Annotated in this window: 13 protein-coding genes and 1 tRNA gene; 10 read left to right on the forward strand and 4 right to left on the reverse strand. The window is 53.9% G+C overall.

Translation table 11 applies throughout. The annotated features are described in order from the left end of the window. The first annotated feature begins 1 nt into the window (after window position 1). Window positions 2-727: a 7-carboxy-7-deazaguanine synthase QueE gene (locus ACO5Z0_RS04110; RefSeq protein WP_442675805.1), complete on the forward strand. Its 726-nt coding sequence runs from the start codon at window positions 2-4 to the stop codon at window positions 725-727. Window positions 728-840: 113 nt separating this feature from the next. On the opposite strand, the gene ACO5Z0_RS04115 is transcribed toward ACO5Z0_RS04110, so the two are convergent. Together ACO5Z0_RS04115 and ACO5Z0_RS04120 are read right to left on the reverse strand one after the other, a co-directional pair. Continuing rightward, window positions 841-1,626: a tRNA 2-thiocytidine biosynthesis TtcA family protein gene (locus ACO5Z0_RS04115; protein ID WP_485649313.1), complete on the reverse strand. Its 786-nt coding sequence runs from the start codon at window positions 1,624-1,626 to the stop codon at window positions 841-843. A gap of 188 nt (window positions 1,627-1,814) precedes the next feature. Continuing rightward, a tRNA-Leu gene (locus ACO5Z0_RS04120) sits at window positions 1,815-1,902 on the reverse strand. Window positions 1,903-2,211: 309 nt separating this feature from the next. Here ACO5Z0_RS04120 and ACO5Z0_RS04125 point away from each other — a divergent pair. Then, window positions 2,212-3,567, forward strand: a complete 1,356-nt coding sequence (locus ACO5Z0_RS04125) for a sodium-dependent transporter (RefSeq protein ID WP_485649314.1) — start codon at window positions 2,212-2,214, stop codon at window positions 3,565-3,567. Window positions 3,568-3,622: 55 nt separating this feature from the next. Here ACO5Z0_RS04125 and uraA read toward each other — a convergent pair whose 3' ends face one another. Continuing rightward, window positions 3,623-4,882, reverse strand: a complete 1,260-nt coding sequence (gene uraA, locus ACO5Z0_RS04130; protein WP_485649315.1) for a uracil permease — start codon at window positions 4,880-4,882, stop codon at window positions 3,623-3,625. Between the two features lie 183 nt (window positions 4,883-5,065). Between uraA and ACO5Z0_RS04135 the strand changes: the two genes are divergently transcribed. From ACO5Z0_RS04135 to ACO5Z0_RS04150, 4 genes are all read left to right on the forward strand, one after another. Then, on the forward strand, window positions 5,066-6,724 hold the full coding sequence (locus tag ACO5Z0_RS04135) for a DUF4153 domain-containing protein (protein WP_485649316.1): 1,659 nt from the start codon (window positions 5,066-5,068) through the stop codon (window positions 6,722-6,724). Between the two features lie 55 nt (window positions 6,725-6,779). Beyond that, window positions 6,780-7,049, forward strand: coding sequence for a type II toxin-antitoxin system RelB/DinJ family antitoxin (locus ACO5Z0_RS04140; protein ID WP_485649317.1), 270 nt, complete (start codon window positions 6,780-6,782; stop codon window positions 7,047-7,049). Beyond that, window positions 7,046-7,282: a Txe/YoeB family addiction module toxin gene (locus ACO5Z0_RS04145; protein ID WP_485649318.1), complete on the forward strand. Its 237-nt coding sequence runs from the start codon at window positions 7,046-7,048 to the stop codon at window positions 7,280-7,282. Before ACO5Z0_RS04140 ends, ACO5Z0_RS04145 begins: the two co-directional genes overlap by 4 nt. Before the next feature lie 218 nt (window positions 7,283-7,500). Continuing rightward, on the forward strand, window positions 7,501-8,859 hold the full coding sequence (locus tag ACO5Z0_RS04150; protein WP_485649319.1) for an MATE family efflux transporter: 1,359 nt from the start codon (window positions 7,501-7,503) through the stop codon (window positions 8,857-8,859). Window positions 8,860-8,946: 87 nt separating this feature from the next. Here ACO5Z0_RS04150 and ACO5Z0_RS04155 read toward each other — a convergent pair whose 3' ends face one another. After that, window positions 8,947-10,899, reverse strand: a complete 1,953-nt coding sequence (locus ACO5Z0_RS04155) for a methyl-accepting chemotaxis protein (protein WP_485649320.1) — start codon at window positions 10,897-10,899, stop codon at window positions 8,947-8,949. Window positions 10,900-11,314: 415 nt separating this feature from the next. Between ACO5Z0_RS04155 and ileS the strand changes: the two genes are divergently transcribed. The 4 genes from ileS to ACO5Z0_RS04175 all read left to right on the forward strand — a co-directional run bounded on the left by ileS (window position 11,315) and on the right by ACO5Z0_RS04175 (window position 16,538). After that, window positions 11,315-14,431 (forward strand): isoleucine--tRNA ligase, encoded by a 3,117-nt coding sequence (ileS, locus tag ACO5Z0_RS04160; protein ID WP_485649340.1) that lies wholly within the window; start codon window positions 11,315-11,317, stop codon window positions 14,429-14,431. Between the two features lie 20 nt (window positions 14,432-14,451). Beyond that, window positions 14,452-14,868, forward strand: a complete 417-nt coding sequence (tsaA, locus tag ACO5Z0_RS04165) for a tRNA (N6-threonylcarbamoyladenosine(37)-N6)-methyltransferase TrmO (protein WP_485649321.1) — start codon at window positions 14,452-14,454, stop codon at window positions 14,866-14,868. Between the two features lies 1 nt (window position 14,869). Further along, entirely contained in the window at window positions 14,870-15,160 is a 291-nt protein-coding gene (locus tag ACO5Z0_RS04170; RefSeq protein WP_442673485.1) for a metal-sensing transcriptional repressor, read from the forward strand. Between the two features lie 316 nt (window positions 15,161-15,476). Continuing rightward, complete coding sequence (locus ACO5Z0_RS04175) at window positions 15,477-16,538, forward strand: HD-GYP domain-containing protein (RefSeq protein WP_442673483.1); 1,062 nt, start codon at window positions 15,477-15,479, stop codon at window positions 16,536-16,538. Window positions 16,539-16,682 lie beyond the last annotated feature (144 nt).

A 16,682-nucleotide genomic window follows, 5' to 3' on the forward strand; every position in this document is an offset into this window, starting at 1 on the left:
TATGGAAGAAAACATCCTCGAAATATTTTCTTCCATACAGGGAGAGGGGAAGTATATCGGCGCACGGCAAGCCTTCATCCGCTTCGCCGACTGCAACATCCGATGCCGGTTCTGCGATACGAAATTCCAGCCGGCGGATTGCTGTCAAATAGAAACGCTTCCCGGTACGGGCGTATATGAAAAACTTCCGAATCCCCTATCCGTGAAGGAAGTCGCCAAAAGAATCCGTGCTTTCGTCAAGCCTGTGCAGCATCACTCCATCAGTCTGACCGGCGGAGAGCCGCTTCTTCACGCAGGCTTCATCCGCGCACTTGCTTCCGAAGTAAAAGCGCCGCTCTTTCTTGAAACGAACGGCACGCTCTACGAAGAGATGGAACGTCTGCTCGATGTAGTCACCTATGTCAGCATGGATATCAAGCTGCCGAGCAGCACAGGAAAACCGCTCTGGGAGGCGCACGAGCGATTTCTGCGTCTGCTGCGCGGTCACGATGCCTATGTCAAAATCGTCGTAGCGGAAAATACAGAGGAAGAAGAACTGCAGCAGGCGGTGCAGCTCATCGCAAACACCATTCCTCAAATGCTTCTCGTACTCCAGCCGGTCACGCCATTTGGCGGTTTGCGTGCGCCGTCGGCGGGGAAATTGCTTCGCCTGCAAGCGCAGGCTGCGCGTACTTTGCCAGAGGTTCGCGTCATTCCGCAGGCACATCGTATGATGGGACTGCTCTAGGGGCTGCGCCATTCGAATATGTTCTTTCCTGCACCGATAATCGCGAGGAAACGCTGATAAAATGAAGCCGTCCGAATATCTGAAGATAGGACGCTGCATGTATCCGTGATTCCTCAAGTGCAGGATTTTTTATTGTAAGCGCGGTATGTTTCGAGCATCTGATCTCGCGTCTGCGCCTTAGGCCAAAGTTCCCCGACAGCATTTTCCCGCATGGCGGCAGCCAGATGATGATAAATTTGCGGATCTTTTTTCTCCCAACGAGAGATCAGATCCTTTACATCCTGACGCATCGTCGTGCCATCGAGCGGGCATGGAGAGGAAATAGGAGTAAACCCATGTATTGCAATCGCGTCGCGAATCTCCGCCTCACGAAAATAGACGAGCGGACGGATCACCGTAATATCCGACCGATCAAGATAGGTCTTTGGTGTAAATGTATGAATTTGACCCGAATATAAAAGGCTCATAAGCAAAGTTTCCACAGCATCGTCATGGTGATGGGCATAGGCTACTTTATTACATCCATGCTCCTTCGCGTAGCGATTGATCGCACCGCGCCGAAAAAAAGCACAGGTAAAGCATGGATTCTTCTCCGGCGTATGTTCGATCGTGTCGGCAATATTCACGGAAACGGCTTCGAAAGGAATCGAAAGGTCTTTACAGAACGAAGCGATACGTTCGACAGGAAAATCCTTTGTGAACTGCGGATCAATCGTCAAAGCATGAAGCGAAAATTTCTTCTTTAGGCGCTTTTGCAGGATCGCAAGTGCATAAGTCAAAAATATACTGTCCTTGCCGCCGGAAATGCCGATCAAGATACGATCCTCTTCCTCGATGAGCTGAAACTCTACGACAGCGCGCATGAGTTTACTGAAATAAAGTTGTGGCAGATGGTTCATGTCAGGTGCTCCTTTTGCTTATTTCTATAATCCTTGAGGAACGGATGCCGCGCCGCAAGATCTTGGGGCGTGTTTTCTTTGTATCGACAGAATGGCGGGGCTATAAGGGAAAATATAGAAGCTGTCAAAATAAAAAAGGAAAAGAAAAAGGCTTTCAAGCAAAACGCTCGGAAGCCCTAAAAATTCTATGGTGCCGAAGGCCGGACTCGAACCGGCACGTAGGGTAACTACGCTTGATTTTGAGTCAAGTGCGTCTGCCAATTCCGCCACTTCGGCACATTGTGTCAACGTATGCAATGATATCATTCCAAAAAGATTTTGTCAATACCTTGCTATGAAAAACCAAGAAGTCAAGGCTTTAGATACAGCGCATCTGTGCAATTCCAGGCGACTTCATTTTATCAGCGCTTCCCTAGGCTTCTGTATGCCCTGAAAGTTTATGCAGGATTTTTGAACAGGCAACGGTGAGCGCGATTATTTTGAAGTTTACTGCTTTACAGTTTTGTCCCTTATGATATAATGAAAAGCACAGCGTTTGCCTTGGCTGTGCTTTTCATTATACTTAATTTGCAGGAGGTTTGATTCATGGCGCGAGAAACGCTCAAGAGCCGCTTCGGCTTTATTCTCCTCAGTGCCGGCTGCGCGATCGGCATCGGCAATGTCTGGAAGTTTCCTTATCTCGTCGGGCAGAACGGGGGCGGCGCTTTTGTGCTGCTCTATCTCTTTTTTCTCATCGTGCTTGGCATCCCCGTCATGACGATGGAGTTTTCCCTTGGCCGTGCAGCGCGGCGCAGCCCCGTCCGCATGTATCAGAGACTTACATCGGAGAAGTGGGGCTGGCATTGGCACGGCTATGCCTGTTGGCTCGGCTGCATTATGCTCATGATGTTTTATACGACGGTCGCGGGCTGGATGCTGCTTTATTTCTATCAGACAGCGTGCGGCGCGTTTTCCGGACTTTCTCCGAAGGAGATCGGTGCGGCTTTTGGCTCGATGCTCGGCGATCCGATCTTGCAGGTCGTGCCGATGACGATCGTTGTCATCAGCGGCTTTATCATCTGTTCGCATGGTTTGCAGTCGGGCTTGGAGCGTGTGACGAAGGGGATGATGGTACTCCTGCTCGTCATCATGGTCGTGCTCGCCGTAAACAGTTTGTTTCTCGACGGTGCGGCTGAGGGAATCTCCTTCTATCTGCACCCTGACATCGCGAAGATGGAGGAGATCGGCTTCACGAACGTCATTGTTGCGGCGATGAATCAGGCGTTTTTTACGCTGAGTCTCGGCATCGGCGCTATGGCGATCTTCGGCAGCTACATCCCGAAGGATCATGCGCTTCTCGGCGAGTCGGTCAATGTCGCCCTTCTCGATACCTTCGTTGCTATCACGTCGGGTCTCATCATTATCCCTGCATGTTTCGCCTACGGCGTTGAGCCGGACAGCGGACCGGGATTGATCTTCATCACGCTACCGAATATTTTCAACCACATGGCGGGCGGCGTTCTCTGGGGCAGTCTGTTTTTCCTTTTCATGACGTTTGCAGCGTTTTCTACGGTGCTTGCTGTCTTTGAAAATATCATGGCGTGTACGATGGATTTGACGGGATGGAGCCGCAAGAAAACAGGTCTTATCAATGGCGCGGCGATTCTTCTGTTGTCGCTGCCATGCGCTTTAGGTTTCAATATTCTTGCAGGCGTTCATCCGATGGGCGGGGAGAGCAGCTTCCTCGATCTGGAGGATTTCATCGTGAGCAATATTTTGCTGCCCGGCGGTTCGCTCGTGTTCGTACTCTACACGATGCACCGCTTTGGCTGGGGTTGGGAGAAGTTCTATGAAGAGGCGAATCTGGGGAGCGGCATGAAGCTTCCCCCGTGGGCGCGCAGTTACTTTGCTTATGTTCTGCCGCTCGTCGTTGGCGCGATTCTCGTAATGGGATTGCTGTGAAAAGCAAATGCGAGCAAAGAAAAAGAACCCGACGCTGCCGCGGGTTCTTTTTCTGTTAGCCGTTATCTGTGTCTTTTTGGTGACGCAGGCGAAAGATGAGGCGGAAGGAGAGTGAGAGAATGATGGCGATGACGGTCGCGAGAGACATGCCTTTGAGCGTTACGGCGCCGATCGTGAGACTTGCCGTCGATACGCCGACGCCCATGACGATGGATGTCAGAAGGAGATTGGCGGGTTTGCCGTAATCGACTTTGGATTCGACGAGGATGCGGATGCCGGAGGCGGCGATGACGCCGAAAAGAAGCATGGAAACGCCGCCCATGACGGGGGTGGGGATGCTTTGGATGAGCGCCGCGAGCTTGCCGAGGCACGAAAGTACGATGGCAAAGACGGCAGCGCCGCCGATGACCCATGTCGAGTAGACTTTGGTGATGGCGAGGACGCCGATGTTTTCGCCATAGGTTGTGTTTGGCGTCGAGCCGAAGAAGCCGGAAAAGATCGTTGATATGCCGTTGCCGAGAAGCGAGCGGTCGAGTCCCGGATCTTTCGTGAGGTTGCGTCCTACGATGTTGTTCGTCACGATCAGATGCCCGATGTGCTCGACGATGACGACGATGGAAGCGGGCAGTATGATGAGGATGGCGCCAAGCTCGAACTGCGGTGTATAGATCGTCGGAATGGCAAACCACGGTGCGCTCTCGACGGATGAGAGGTCAACGATGCCCGCGCAATAAGCGATGATGTAGCTGGAGATGACGCCGATGAGGATCGGGATGATTGCGAGGAATCCGCGAAACGCCATAGATGCGAAGATTGTGACGGCGAGCGTCGCAACGGAAACGAATACGACCGTAGGGGCGGTATCGGCATCGGTCAGCCCTGCCATCTTTGCCGCCGTCGGCATGAGCTCAAGCCCGATGACAGCGACGATCGCTCCCATCGAAGCAGGGGGAAAGATCACGTCGATCCAGCCTGTGCCGACAGTGTGAATGATGAAGCTCACGAGGCAGAATACGGCGCCGACGACGATGAAGCCGCCGAGCGCCGCTTCGTAGCTGTAGTCGGAGAGGACGAGGAAGACGGGCGAGAGGAAGGCGAAGCTTGATCCGAGGTAGGCGGGAATCTTGCCCTTGCAGAGGATCAGATAAAAGAGCGTGCCGATACCGTTGAAGAGAAGGACGGTCGCCGGATTGATCTGAAAGAGGATCGGCACGAGTACCGTCGAGCCGAACATGGCAAAGAGATGCTGCAGGGAAAGCGGAATCGTTTGGATGAGCGGCAGCCGCTCCTCAGGGGCAATGGTTCTTTGTGTCATAGCAATACTCCTTTGAAAGATAGTTATACCAAAGAAGAATTTAGCACAGAATGAACGCTTTGTCTAATGGATTCTCGGCGGATGCTTTTGGAATCTAAGTATAATGTGAGTGCAGCAGGAAAGAATGAAACGGAAGGCGAATAGGCAAAGAAGGGATAGGGTGGTGATGGTGGAGGTGCAGGTATGGGCGTAAAGGACATGGGACAGAGGCTCTGCCGGTCGGTGCAGGGCGGCTATCAGCGTTTTCGCACAGCGATGATTCTTGATGTTGTACTGTTTGTTTGCGTGGGTGTGCTTACGTACTGCCATGTGTATGAGATGCAAGATTGGTATACGGAGGAAATTGGCTGCGCGGCGGCAGCGGCGGCGATCGGCTGCATCTTCGCTGTCGCCCTGCGGTTATTCTTGGAGAGGCGCGGACAGGAGCGGCATGGCTTCGAGGCACTGCTGACGGTTGTCGTATTTGTGTTTTTCTTCATTCTTGTGCAGGGACATGATTGGACGGATTCCTATATTCTGCTCAAGACGGCAGGGCCGGCGCTTGTTTTTGCTTCTGTCGGTCTTTACTGCCTTGAGCCGCAGAACGAAGGCGAGAATCCGCCACTTGTCGTGTTTTTTGCAATCTCTAAGGCATGGCTTGTTGGCACACTTTTGCTCATATCTCTGGGTATCTGCTTGATAGCATTCGATTCGCTGATTTTTTCTTTGGAATTTCGACTGCAGGCGATGCTGCATTTCCTCATGGTGGAATTTTCCTATCTTTTCATCGCGGTGCAGATCTTTCTCGCGAGCTTGCCTGAGCAGGGGAAAGACATGGAGACGCCCGCGCTCTTTCGTGCGCTCCTCGTGCGCGTGCTTTGGCCGGTCTATCTGCTCTTGCTTGCTATTCTCTATCTCTATGTGGCAAAGATCATCTATGCATGGGCGATACCGGTCGGCATGATGAATTGGTTCTCTTCGTTGGCTCTTTTAGCCTTCAGCGTGTTTTTCTTCTGCTTTGCGAATGATGCGCGCTATTCGCTGCTGCAGCGTTTCCTGCGATGGGGTCTTTTGCTCTTTTTGCCGATTCTTGCGGTGCAGGCTATCGCGGTTTGGCAACGGGTCGAGCCGTACGGCTTGACGGTGCTGCGCTATACATCGATTCTTTGCACGATGTTCGGCATTTTTTTGCTCATGCTTGCTTTCCTGCGCCGTTCGCCGCGTCCGGCGTTTCTTGTCTTGGCACTCATGATTGCCGCATTCACGCTGACGCCGCTCAATATCGTCGATGTGCCGCTTCGCACGCAGGAAGCGCGTCTTTGGCGCGTGCTTCTGGAAAATGATATGCTGCAAAATGGCGCGGTCGTGGAAAATCCCGATCTTTCGCCGGACGAGTGTGACAAACTCTTGAGCGCTTCGGAGTATTTGACCGATCAGCAGAAAACGACGTTTCTTGAAACGTCGGGTATGCGTGAGGTGCTTGCGAAATTGCGTGGGATGCAGAAGAGGGAAAAAACTGCCGAACGGTTCGAGTTCCAAGCGGAAATTCCTGTCTGCATTCCTGTAGAGGGTTGGAAGAAAGCTTATCGGATTGACAATCCCGCTGTGGAGGACGGCGTGATTTTTGTGGATAAGGGGGACGGAACAAAGGAACGAGTCGATGTTTCTGTGTATCTCAAGGAGCTTTTGGCATACGCGCACAAGGAAGATGCGAGAGGAACGGGCAAATTCACGCGGGAGCTTAGGATAGATATAGATGAAAACACTTGCCTTTGGCTGTGGGATGTCAATTTGTCCGTTCGTAGGGAAAGCGACAGAGAAGACATCAAGGCGTATATCACAGGTGTACTTCTGAAGCGCTAAATGGTTAACAATGTTTATATTCTGTTGTATAATTGTAGTGAAAGGAGCTGATTCTATGGCAGCAAATGCTACGTTTACTGTTCGTATGCATCCGGAACTTAAAAAGCAGGCGGAAATTGTCTGTGAGGAAATGGGCTTGACTATGTCATCTGCCATGACGATTTTTCTTAAGCGTTTGGTCAAAGACCGTGCCATACCGTTTCGCGTATCGGCAGGCGACCATTTTTACAGTGAGGAGAATATACGCCATCTCCGCGCAGCTGCAGAGCGAATGGAAGCGGGAAAAAATGTGGTTCATGACATCATTGAAGGCGATGATGTATGATTATTTCATGGGATGAGGAAGCATGGGCGGATTATATCGATTGGCAGAACGAGGATAAAAAGACGCTGAAGCGCATAAACTCCTTAATCAAGGATATTCAGCGCAACGGCACGCAGGGAATTGGTAAAGCAGAGCCGTTGAAGTATATCAAGGGCGGTTGGTACAGTCGGCGCATTGATAAAATGAATCGCCTGGTGTTTCGGATTCGTGGTCAGAACTTAGGGAACCACTGATAAATTCAGCCACCCATCTTCACGCATCTGCGCTGTCCTCTCGTCGTCGACAAATCCTCGACGTAGCACCGCTACGCCTCCGGTTTGTCTCCTCGATAGATACAGCGCATCTGCGCAAATCTGGGCGACTTCATTTTATCAGCGTTTCCTTAGAGATTTTGCAATGTAAGGAACACTATGATGATTGATGGAGAAGAGTAAAGGAAGAAGGAAGTTTTTTGCTGGGGATTCATCGAAGAGAAATCAATATGCTCGAAGGTTCGCTTTGGGACAAGATCATCGTCTTTGCCTTGCCCATCGCTCTGACGGGCATTTTGGAGCAGATGTTCAATGCGGCAGACGTCGCTGTGCTCGGGCGTTTCGTCAGTACGGAGGCGATGGCAGCGGTCGGCAACAATGTGCCGATTGTCGGTCTGATCGTGACGCTTTTTCTGGGGCTTTCGCTCGGAGCCAATGTCGTCATCGCGCAGTACATCGGCGCGCGGCGGCTTGCAGAGGCGAGCCGCGCCGTCCATACGTCGCTCGTGCTGTCGCTCCTTGCAGGCGTAAGTGTGACCTTGCTGGGCGAGCTTTTTGCTGCGCCGTTGCTTTCGCTGCTCGACGTGCCGGATGCCGTTTTGCCTATGGCGACACTGTATCTGCGCGTCTTTCTTTTCGGTATGCCGTTTATGAGCGTTTACAATTTCGCTTCGGCGATCCTCCGAAGTCACGGCGATACGGGTACGCCGCTCATCGCGCTCTTGGCGGCGAGCGTGCTCAACATCATTCTTGACCTCGGCTTCGTGCATCTTTTGAGCATGGGTGTTGACGGCGTGGCGTGGGGCACCGTGCTTTCGTATCTCGTGGCGGCTTTCATGCTCATTCGCGCTTTGCGCCGCGAAGAGGGCGTTCTGCGCCTCGATGTTCGCCTCCTGCGTATGCGCCGTCATCATACGAAGCGCATCTTCGTTATCGGTTTGCCTGCCGCCGTGCAGGGCATGGTTTTTTGCTTTGCCAATCTCGTCATTCAGGCGGCTTTGAACAGTCTCGGCGCAGAGGTCATGGCGGCGTCGGCGGCGGCATTTACGATTGAGATCAATATGTATTGTGTGATCGCAGCGTTTCAGCAGGCGTGCACGACCTTCGTCAGTCAGAATTACGGCGCGGGCAACTTGCCGCGCTGCCGTGAGGTTACGCGCTGGAGTCTTCGTCTGAACATCGTCGCCATGCTCGTTCTCGGAGCGCTCATCCTCTTCTTCATGCGTTCGCTGCTGCGCATATTCAACGCCGATCCCGCCGTCGTCGAGATCGGCGTCATTCGCATCGTCTATGTCGTCGTGCCCGAGATATTTGCCGTATTCATCGACATCTTCTCCGGCTCGATGCGCGGTTACGGCTACTCGCTGATGCCGGCTGTCGTTACGCTCGTCTGCATTTGCGGCGTGCGTCTTTCGTGGGTCTGGCTCGTATTTCCGCACCATCCGACGTTTGAGACGCTCATGATTATTTATCCGATCAGCTGGGCGGTGACGTCGATGTTCCTCTATCTTTTGTATCGATTCTATTTGAAACATCTGAAGGTGATGCGCCTGACGTAGAGAAAAACATGATTCTTTGTACGAAAAAAGCTCGGTCGAAAGCGAATCTCGACCGAGCTTTTTCGTATTCTTCGGAGGTTGGAAAGGTCAGACGTGGAAGCGGCCGACGGTCTCTTTCAGTTCGTGGGCGAGCTGTGACAGCGTCTGGCTCGCGGCGGCGATTTCCTGCGTCGATGCCGCCTGCTCTTCGGAGACGGCGGAGACGTTTTCTGCTTCCCTGCGCACATCGTTCGAGGCATTCTTGATTTCCTGTACGGAGGAAACGGTCTGCGTGCTGTCTTGGCGTACACGCTGCGTCAAAGTCTCGATGCTCTTGACGCGCTCGGAAAGCCCCTGCACGAGTTCGGCGATGCGGTCAAACTTCTTGCCCGCTTCGTTGACCTGCGTGACGCCCTCGCTGACGCGATCCTTTTGCTGCTGCATGATGGAGAATGTGCGCTCGATTTGGGAAGAGTTCTCCGTGATGAGCGTTGTGATCTGCTGCGCCGCCGTTTCTGACTGCTCGGCGAGTTTTCGCACCTCTTCGGCGACGACGGCGAATCCCTTGCCCGATTCGCCGGCGCGTGCAGCCTCGATGGCGGCATTCAAGGCAAGGAGATTCGTCTGGCTGGCGATCTGGGTGATCATCTCGACGATTTCGGCTATGCGCTTCGATCCTTCGTAGAGGGAGTTGACGGCATCGGCGACCTCTTTTGTGCTGCCGTTGATGGTTTCCATGCCCTCGACGGCGACGTGAAGCTCACTTTGACCTTCCGTCGTCGCTTTGTGCGTCTCGGCGGCGGATGAGGCGACATCGTGGATGACATTGACGACCTTGCCCATTTCATCGGACATCGCGTTGACGGAGTCGATGGAGTGGTCGACGATGTCATTTTGCTGCTGTGCACTCTGGGCGATATGGGTCACGGCTTCCGCCGCACTTTGTGAAGCGTTGGCGGACTGACCTGCCGATGAGGTCAGCTCCTCGGAAGATGCGGCGAGCTGATCGGCAGCCTTGAGGGAGCGCTGCACGAGGTCGTGCAGGTTCTTGGACATCTTGGCAAAGCTCTGGTGAAGTCTGCCGATTTCATCCCGACGATCCGTGTCGCTGAATTTGTGCGACAAATTGCCTTCTGCCACTTGCTCGGCAATCTTGCCGAGTTCTGTGATCGGCGTCGCAATCGAGCGCGTGATGTAGAGGATGATGGAGATGAGCACAGCGATCGAGAGGAGGATGATGATGGCAACGATCGCGCCCATATTAATGATCGGGGCGAGGATCTCCGACTTCGGCACTTCGAGTACCAGCACCCATCCCGTATCGCCGACAGGGGCGGAAGCGAAGAGCATCGTCGTGCCGTTTTCGCTCCAAGAGGCGATGGTCGGTTTGCCTTGGAAGAAGGCTTTGATCGCTTCGGCATTTTCCTTCTGGTCGAAGATCGTGTCGTCGATCGGCTTCGACTTGTGAGAAATGAAGTTGCCGTCCTCGTTGAGGAGGAAGGCGCCGCCCGTTTTCCCAACCTTGATGGCGGAGACGAAATCCTTCACGGCGTCGAGCGACAGATCGACGCCTGCGACGCCTGCGACTTGACCGTTTTGGCGAAACGCCGAGCTAAGGCTCACGACGGGCTTGTGGTCGGTCTTGGTCAGGTAGATCTTCGAGATCATGACGTCCTGAGAGCTTGCTGCATCCTTGTACCAGGCGCGTCCTGTCGCGTCGAAGGTGGGGTCTGAGGTCTTGTCCGCACCGTCAATGAAGGGCTGGTTTGGGAAGCCGATGAAGAAATCCCCGATGCCGTTCTTGTTGGCGAAATAGTTCGCTGTCGTCTGCATATCCTCGTATGAGGGCAGTTTCGCATCCCAGGTGCGCGTCACGGCGGCAAGCATTTCCTTCTTGCCGATCAGCTGACCGTTGATGACGCTCGCTTGATGGGTTGCCATCTCCGTCATTTCCTGCTCCATAGCATCCATGAGGACTTCATAGACGAGGCCTGCCATGACGATGAAGACCAAGAGGACAGGCGTGCCGATCAGGGTGATCATTCGTGTTTTCAGATTCATGATAGAAACTCCTTTCGTTTCCTTTGCTGCACTTTGCATATTTGCAAAAGGCTCATCTTTCGGTCAACTTCCCAAGTGTTCATGGCGGTACGGTCATGTTGCATACAAATATAAGGAAATTGAGTCGTATTTACCTATATTCTTATTACGAGATTAGATTCTATTTTCCTGCTGATGATATATAAAAAATACGAGAAATCTTCCACGCAGATTTCTCGGAAGATAACACTTGGCTTTTTTGTTGTTTTGCGTTATTATTAGGAATGGAAAAAGAGATATGAAATGCTGAAGAAAACTGGCAGGAAAGTTTGCCTTCATCCTGTTTCGGGATGAAGGTTTTTTCTATGAAGCATGTATCGCATGGCGCTGCGCCGCTTTCCTGTACGTTGTACGATATTTAGGAGGGAAAATCTTGCTGTATAAGAAGGTAGACACGACGTTGAATTTTGTCGAGCGAGAGAAGGAGGTCGAAGACTTCTGGAAATCGCACGACATCGCGCAAAAAGCGATCGACCAGCGTGCGGGCAAGGAGAATTTCACGTTCTACGACGGACCGCCGACGGCGAACGGCAAGCCGCATATCGGTCATGTGCTGACGCGCGTCATCAAGGATATGCTGCCGCGCTACCAGTCGATGAAGGGAAAGCGCGTCCTTAGAAAGGCGGGCTGGGATACGCACGGTCTGCCCGTAGAACTTGAGGTGGAGAAGGCGCTCGGGCTCGACGGCAAGGATCAGATCGAGAAGTACGGCATGGAGCCTTTCATCAAGAAGTGCCGTGAATCTGTCTGGAAGTACAAGGGCATGTGGGAGGAGTTCTCCGACGTCGTCGGTTTTTGGGCGGATATGGAACATCCGTACATCACCTATGAGAACGATTTCATCGAGTCGGAATGGTGGGCGCTCAAGGAGATCTGGAAGCGCGGCCTGCTCTACAAGGGGCACAAGGTCGTGCCTTACTGCCCGCGCTGCGGCACACCGCTTTCTTCGCATGAGGTCGCGCAGGGTTACAAGGATGTCAAGGAACGCTCCGCCCTGGTGAAGTTCAAGGCGAAGGGCGAGGATGCGTACTTTCTCGCATGGACGACGACGCCGTGGACGCTGCCGTCGAATCTCGGTCTCTGCGTCAATCCCGAGGTGGATTATGTGAAGCTGCGCGTCGGCGATGCGGTCTACTATCTCGCGGAAGCGCTTGTCGATACGGTCTTTGATGGCGTCGAGGGCGAGCGCGAAGTCCTCGCACGCATGAAGGGCAAGGAGCTGGAGTACCGCGACTATGAGCCGCTCTATCCGTATGCCGAGGGGAAAATTAAGAAAAAGGCGTTTTTCGTCATCTGCGACGACTACGTCACGACGTCCGACGGCACGGGCATCGTCCATACGGCGCCGGCGTTCGGCGAGGACGATAATCGCGTGTGCCGCAAGTACGACATGCCTTTCGTGCAGTTCGTTGATGCGAAGGGCGAAATGACGGAGGACACGGACTGGCCGGGCGTCTTTGTCAAGGACGCCGATCCGCTGATCTTGAAGGATTTGAAGGAGAAGGGGCTGCTCTTCAAGGCGCCCGTTTTCGAGCACAGCTATCCGCATTGCTGGCGCTGCGATACGCCGCTCGTTTATTATGCGCGTGAGTCGTGGTTCATCAAGATGACGGCGGTGCGTGACGAGCTGATTGCGAACAATGACACGGTCAACTGGATTCCCGAGAGCATCGGCAAGGGACGCTTCGGCGACTGGCTGGAGCATGTGCAGGATTGGGGCATCAGCCGCAACCGCTATTGGGGAACGCCGCTCAATATCTGGGAGTGCAGCTGCGGTCATCAGCACTCGATCGGTTCGATCGAGGAGCTTAAATCGCTGTCGGACGACTGCCCCGACGAGCTGGAGCTGCATCGTCCGTATGTCGATGCCGTGACGATCCGCTGCGCCGAGTGCGGCGAAGAGATGCACCGCGTGCCCGAGGTCATCGACTGCTGGTTTGATTCCGGCTCGATGCCGTTTGCGCAGTGGCATTATCCGTTTGAAAACAAGGAGATTTTCGAGCGCCGCTTTCCGGCGGACTTCATCTCCGAGGCGGTCGATCAGACGCGCGGCTGGTTCTATTCGCTCATCGCCATCTCGACGCTGCTCTTTCATAAAGCGCCGTATAAGAATGTCATCGTCCTCGGTCATGTGCAGGACGAGAACGGCCGCAAGATGTCGAAGTCGAAGGGCAACGCTGTCGACCCGATGGACGCGCTTAGAAAGCACGGTGCGGATGCGATTCGCTGGTACTTTTATGAGAACAGCGCACCGTGGCTGCCGAACCGTTACCACGACGGCGCGGTGCAGGAAGGGCAGCGAAAGTTCATGGGCACGCTGTGGAACACGTATGCGTTCTATGTGCTCTATGCCAACATTGACAACTTCAACCCGCTCGATCATGCGTTCGACTACGAAAAGCTCGCCGTCATGGACAAATGGATCCTGTCGCGTCTCAACACGATGGTCAAGGCGGTCGACGAAAACCTCGCCGCCTACAAGGTCACGGAAGCCGCGAAGGCTTTGCAGGGATTTGTCGATGAACTGAGCAACTGGTATGTGCGCCGCAGCCGTGAGCGCTTCTGGGCGAAGGGCGATGGCAGCGATAAGGTCAACGCCTATATGACGCTTTACACGGCTCTTGTGACGACGGTAAAGGCCGCTGCGCCGATGATCCCCTTCATGACAGAGGCGATCTATCAAAACATCGTGCGCAGCGTCGACAAGGAGGCGCCCGAGAGCGTCCATCTTTGCGATTTTCCCGCCGTGCACGAAGAGTACATCGACGCATCGCTTGAGGACAACATGGAGATCGTCCTTGCGATCGTCGTCTTGGGGCGTGCGGCGCGAAATGCTGCGAACATCAAGAACCGCCAGCCCATCGGCAGGATGTTTGTCAAGGCGGCGCACGCACTCGACGCGTTCTTCCGTGAGATCGTCGAGAGTGAGCTGAATGTCAAAGAGGTCGTCTTTAAGAGCGACATGGAAGAGTTCTTGAGCTACAGCTTCAAACCGCAGTTCAAGGTCTTGGGACCGAAGGTCGGCAAGCGGATCGGCGAGGTCAAGGCGGCTCTCGCGAAGGTCAACGGGCACGAGGCGAAGGACGAACTTGACCGCACGGGCAAGCTGAAGCTGGCGCTTCCCTCGGGTGAAGTCGTGCTGGAAGCCGAAGACGTCGAGGTGTCGATGGCGCAGACGGAAGGCTTCGTCACGGAGCGCTACGGCGCGGTCACGATCGCCTTGGAGACGACGCTCAGCCCCGCGCTCATCGAGGAAGGCTTCGTGCGCGAGATCGTCAGCAAGGTGCAGACGATGCGCAAGGAGAACGGCTTCGAGGTCACCGACCACATCAAGATCACGGCGGGAGGCAACGAGAAGATCGCAGCGCTCATGGCGAAGAACGAGGAGTACATCAGGCGTATCACGCTCGCCGACGCGATTTCCTATGACGATAATGTGACGGGCAAGGCATGGAACATCAACGGAGAGAAGCTGACGCTCAAGGTCGAGTGACGGCGGAAGGAGGCATTCTTGTGGAGTTAAATCGTATCGGTATGGTGCATAGCCCCTATCAGAGTTTGCAGCAGATACCGCGCCAGGGGTTTTTCAGCGAGGAAGAGTCCGTCATCGAGATAGACGAGGCGTATGCGCCCGCGTTGGAGCATGTCGAAGAGCATGCGTGGCTTACGATACTTTACTGGGCGCATCTCGCCGAGCGTGACCGTCTCGTGACGACGCCGCCGAGCGGTACGCGTTCCTGCGGTGTGTTCGCCTGCCGTGCGCCGCATCGGCCGAATCCCTTGTCGCTCTGCACGGTAAAACTGCTGCGCCGCGAGGGCAGGCGGCTTTTCGTGCAGCATCTCGATGCTTTGGACGGCAGCGCCGTCATTGACATCAAGCCGTATGTCGATGCGGTTGGATTGGCGTGCAGGGAAAAGGACGGTGTGTGAGATGCACGCACATCCGCATCCGCACGTCCATCCGCATACGCAGACGAAAGCGGTGCTCAACCGCATGTCACGACTGATCGGACATCTCGAATCGACGAAGAAGATGATCGAGGACGGGCGCGACTGCGCCGATGTTCTCATCCAACTCTCGGCGGTCAACGCAGCCATCCTTGGCGTGGGAAAAGTCATTTTGAAAGATCATTTGGAGCACTGCATCGTCGATGCCGTCGAGCATGGCGATCAAGAAGCGCTGAATAAGCTGAACAAGGCGATCGACCAATTCATTCGTTAGGCGCGTCAGCGGGATAGAGTTTTGCCGTGAAGGATGATATGTGCAGGGCAGGCAGCGATTATGCGAAGGGATGTGTGCGCCGCCCTTACAGGAATATGGACGAGCCGTTTGTGCCTGTGCTTTGCCCTTTTTTGGGAATTCATGGGCAAAAAGTCGTTTCTTAAAAGAAAGCGAGAGTTTTTTCCGTACGATAAAGGATTTCCAGCTTTTGTAGAGAATTAAACAGAAGAGGACGAATTCGGAAAGATTTCGAATCGATTCATGTACGGAAGAAACGCAATGTGATATATGCCGTTTCCCAAAGGAGGAGTTTGCTTTGAAAGCCGTATCCATCGAGGATCTGCATCCCGGAATGACCTTGGCGCGTACCATCGTCAACGACAACATGATCGTTGTGCTCTCGGAGAACACTGTTCTGACGAAGGCGCATATCACGCGTCTGGGATTCTTGAATATACCTGCGGTTTATGTCAAGGACGACTTTGAACTTACGACGACGCCCGTCGTCGGCGAGCCGCTGACGCGCAGCCATGCCTTTGTCGCTGAATATAAGGAAGTCGTTTCCGAGGCGCAGGACATCTTCAGCTCCGTTGCCAAGGATGACGAAGTGCCTGTCGAACGCACGACGGCGATGGTGCAGAGAGATCTCGCGCCTATGTCAAAGCAGAGCGGCGCTATCGACTACCTCTACGAGCTTAACCATCTCGCGAGCGACGTCTATAACCATTCCCTGCGCGTGTCCATCCTCGCGGGCGTCATTGCCAAGTGGATGCGGATTCCGACGAAAAAGACGCATGACATCATTATGGCGGGATTCATGCACGACATCGGCAAGACGAAATTCACCGAGCGTCTCTTGGAGAAGAATATTCAGACGCTCAAAGGCGAGGATTTGGAGGCGTACCGCAATCATCCGCGCGACGGTTTCAATATCCTCAGCGCCAACAAGGATACGTCTGAGGGTGTGCGTCTCGCAGCGTTGCAGCATCACGAACGCATGGACGGCTCGGGATTCCCCTCGGGGCTTACCGGCAAGGATATTCACGAGTATGCGCGCATCATTGCCGTTGCGGACATCTACGACAATATCACGACGGAGCGTGAGGGCTATGTGAAGCAGACGCCGTTCAGCGCTATTGCGCAGATTTCCGAGGACATGTTCAGCAAGCTCGATCCCGCTGTCTGCATGCCGTTCCTCAACAACATCAAGCATGTGTTCCTCGGTTCGACCGTCACATTGAGCAACGGGCTTCAAGGCATCCTCGTCGGTTATCCCGAGGACTTTGCAGCGAATCCGCTCATTCGCATCACACAGGATCAGGTCGTCGATCTGAATGAGCACAAGAACATTAAAATCATCGAGTACAATCCGAAATAATCGGCTTTTGGGCATATCCGATTTTGTGAATGGCTGTATCGCCCCCGATGGGAATTCCCGCTCGGGGGCGTTTGTGCGCTTATTTGAAAGTTGCTCTTGACAAATGTCGCTTTGACGTATATCCTGTTTCAAACAGTCATAGGA

It is taken from the genome of Selenomonas sp., assembly GCF_057272215.1.

Coding starts and splice junctions, on each gene's coding strand:
- ACO5Z0_RS04110 (WP_442675805.1), top strand. CDS start 2: ATGGAAGAAAACATCCTCGAAATATTTTCTTCCATACAGGGAGAGGGG.
- ACO5Z0_RS04115 (WP_485649313.1), bottom strand. CDS start 1,626: ATGAACCATCTGCCACAACTTTATTTCAGTAAACTCATGCGCGCTGTC.
- ACO5Z0_RS04125 (WP_485649314.1), top strand. CDS start 2,212: ATGGCGCGAGAAACGCTCAAGAGCCGCTTCGGCTTTATTCTCCTCAGT.
- uraA (WP_485649315.1), bottom strand. CDS start 4,882: ATGACACAAAGAACCATTGCCCCTGAGGAGCGGCTGCCGCTCATCCAA.
- ACO5Z0_RS04135 (WP_485649316.1), top strand. CDS start 5,066: ATGGGCGTAAAGGACATGGGACAGAGGCTCTGCCGGTCGGTGCAGGGC.
- ACO5Z0_RS04140 (WP_485649317.1), top strand. CDS start 6,780: ATGGCAGCAAATGCTACGTTTACTGTTCGTATGCATCCGGAACTTAAA.
- ACO5Z0_RS04145 (WP_485649318.1), top strand. CDS start 7,046: ATGATTATTTCATGGGATGAGGAAGCATGGGCGGATTATATCGATTGG.
- ACO5Z0_RS04155 (WP_485649320.1), bottom strand. CDS start 10,899: ATGAATCTGAAAACACGAATGATCACCCTGATCGGCACGCCTGTCCTC.
- ACO5Z0_RS04170 (WP_442673485.1), top strand. CDS start 14,870: ATGCACGCACATCCGCATCCGCACGTCCATCCGCATACGCAGACGAAA.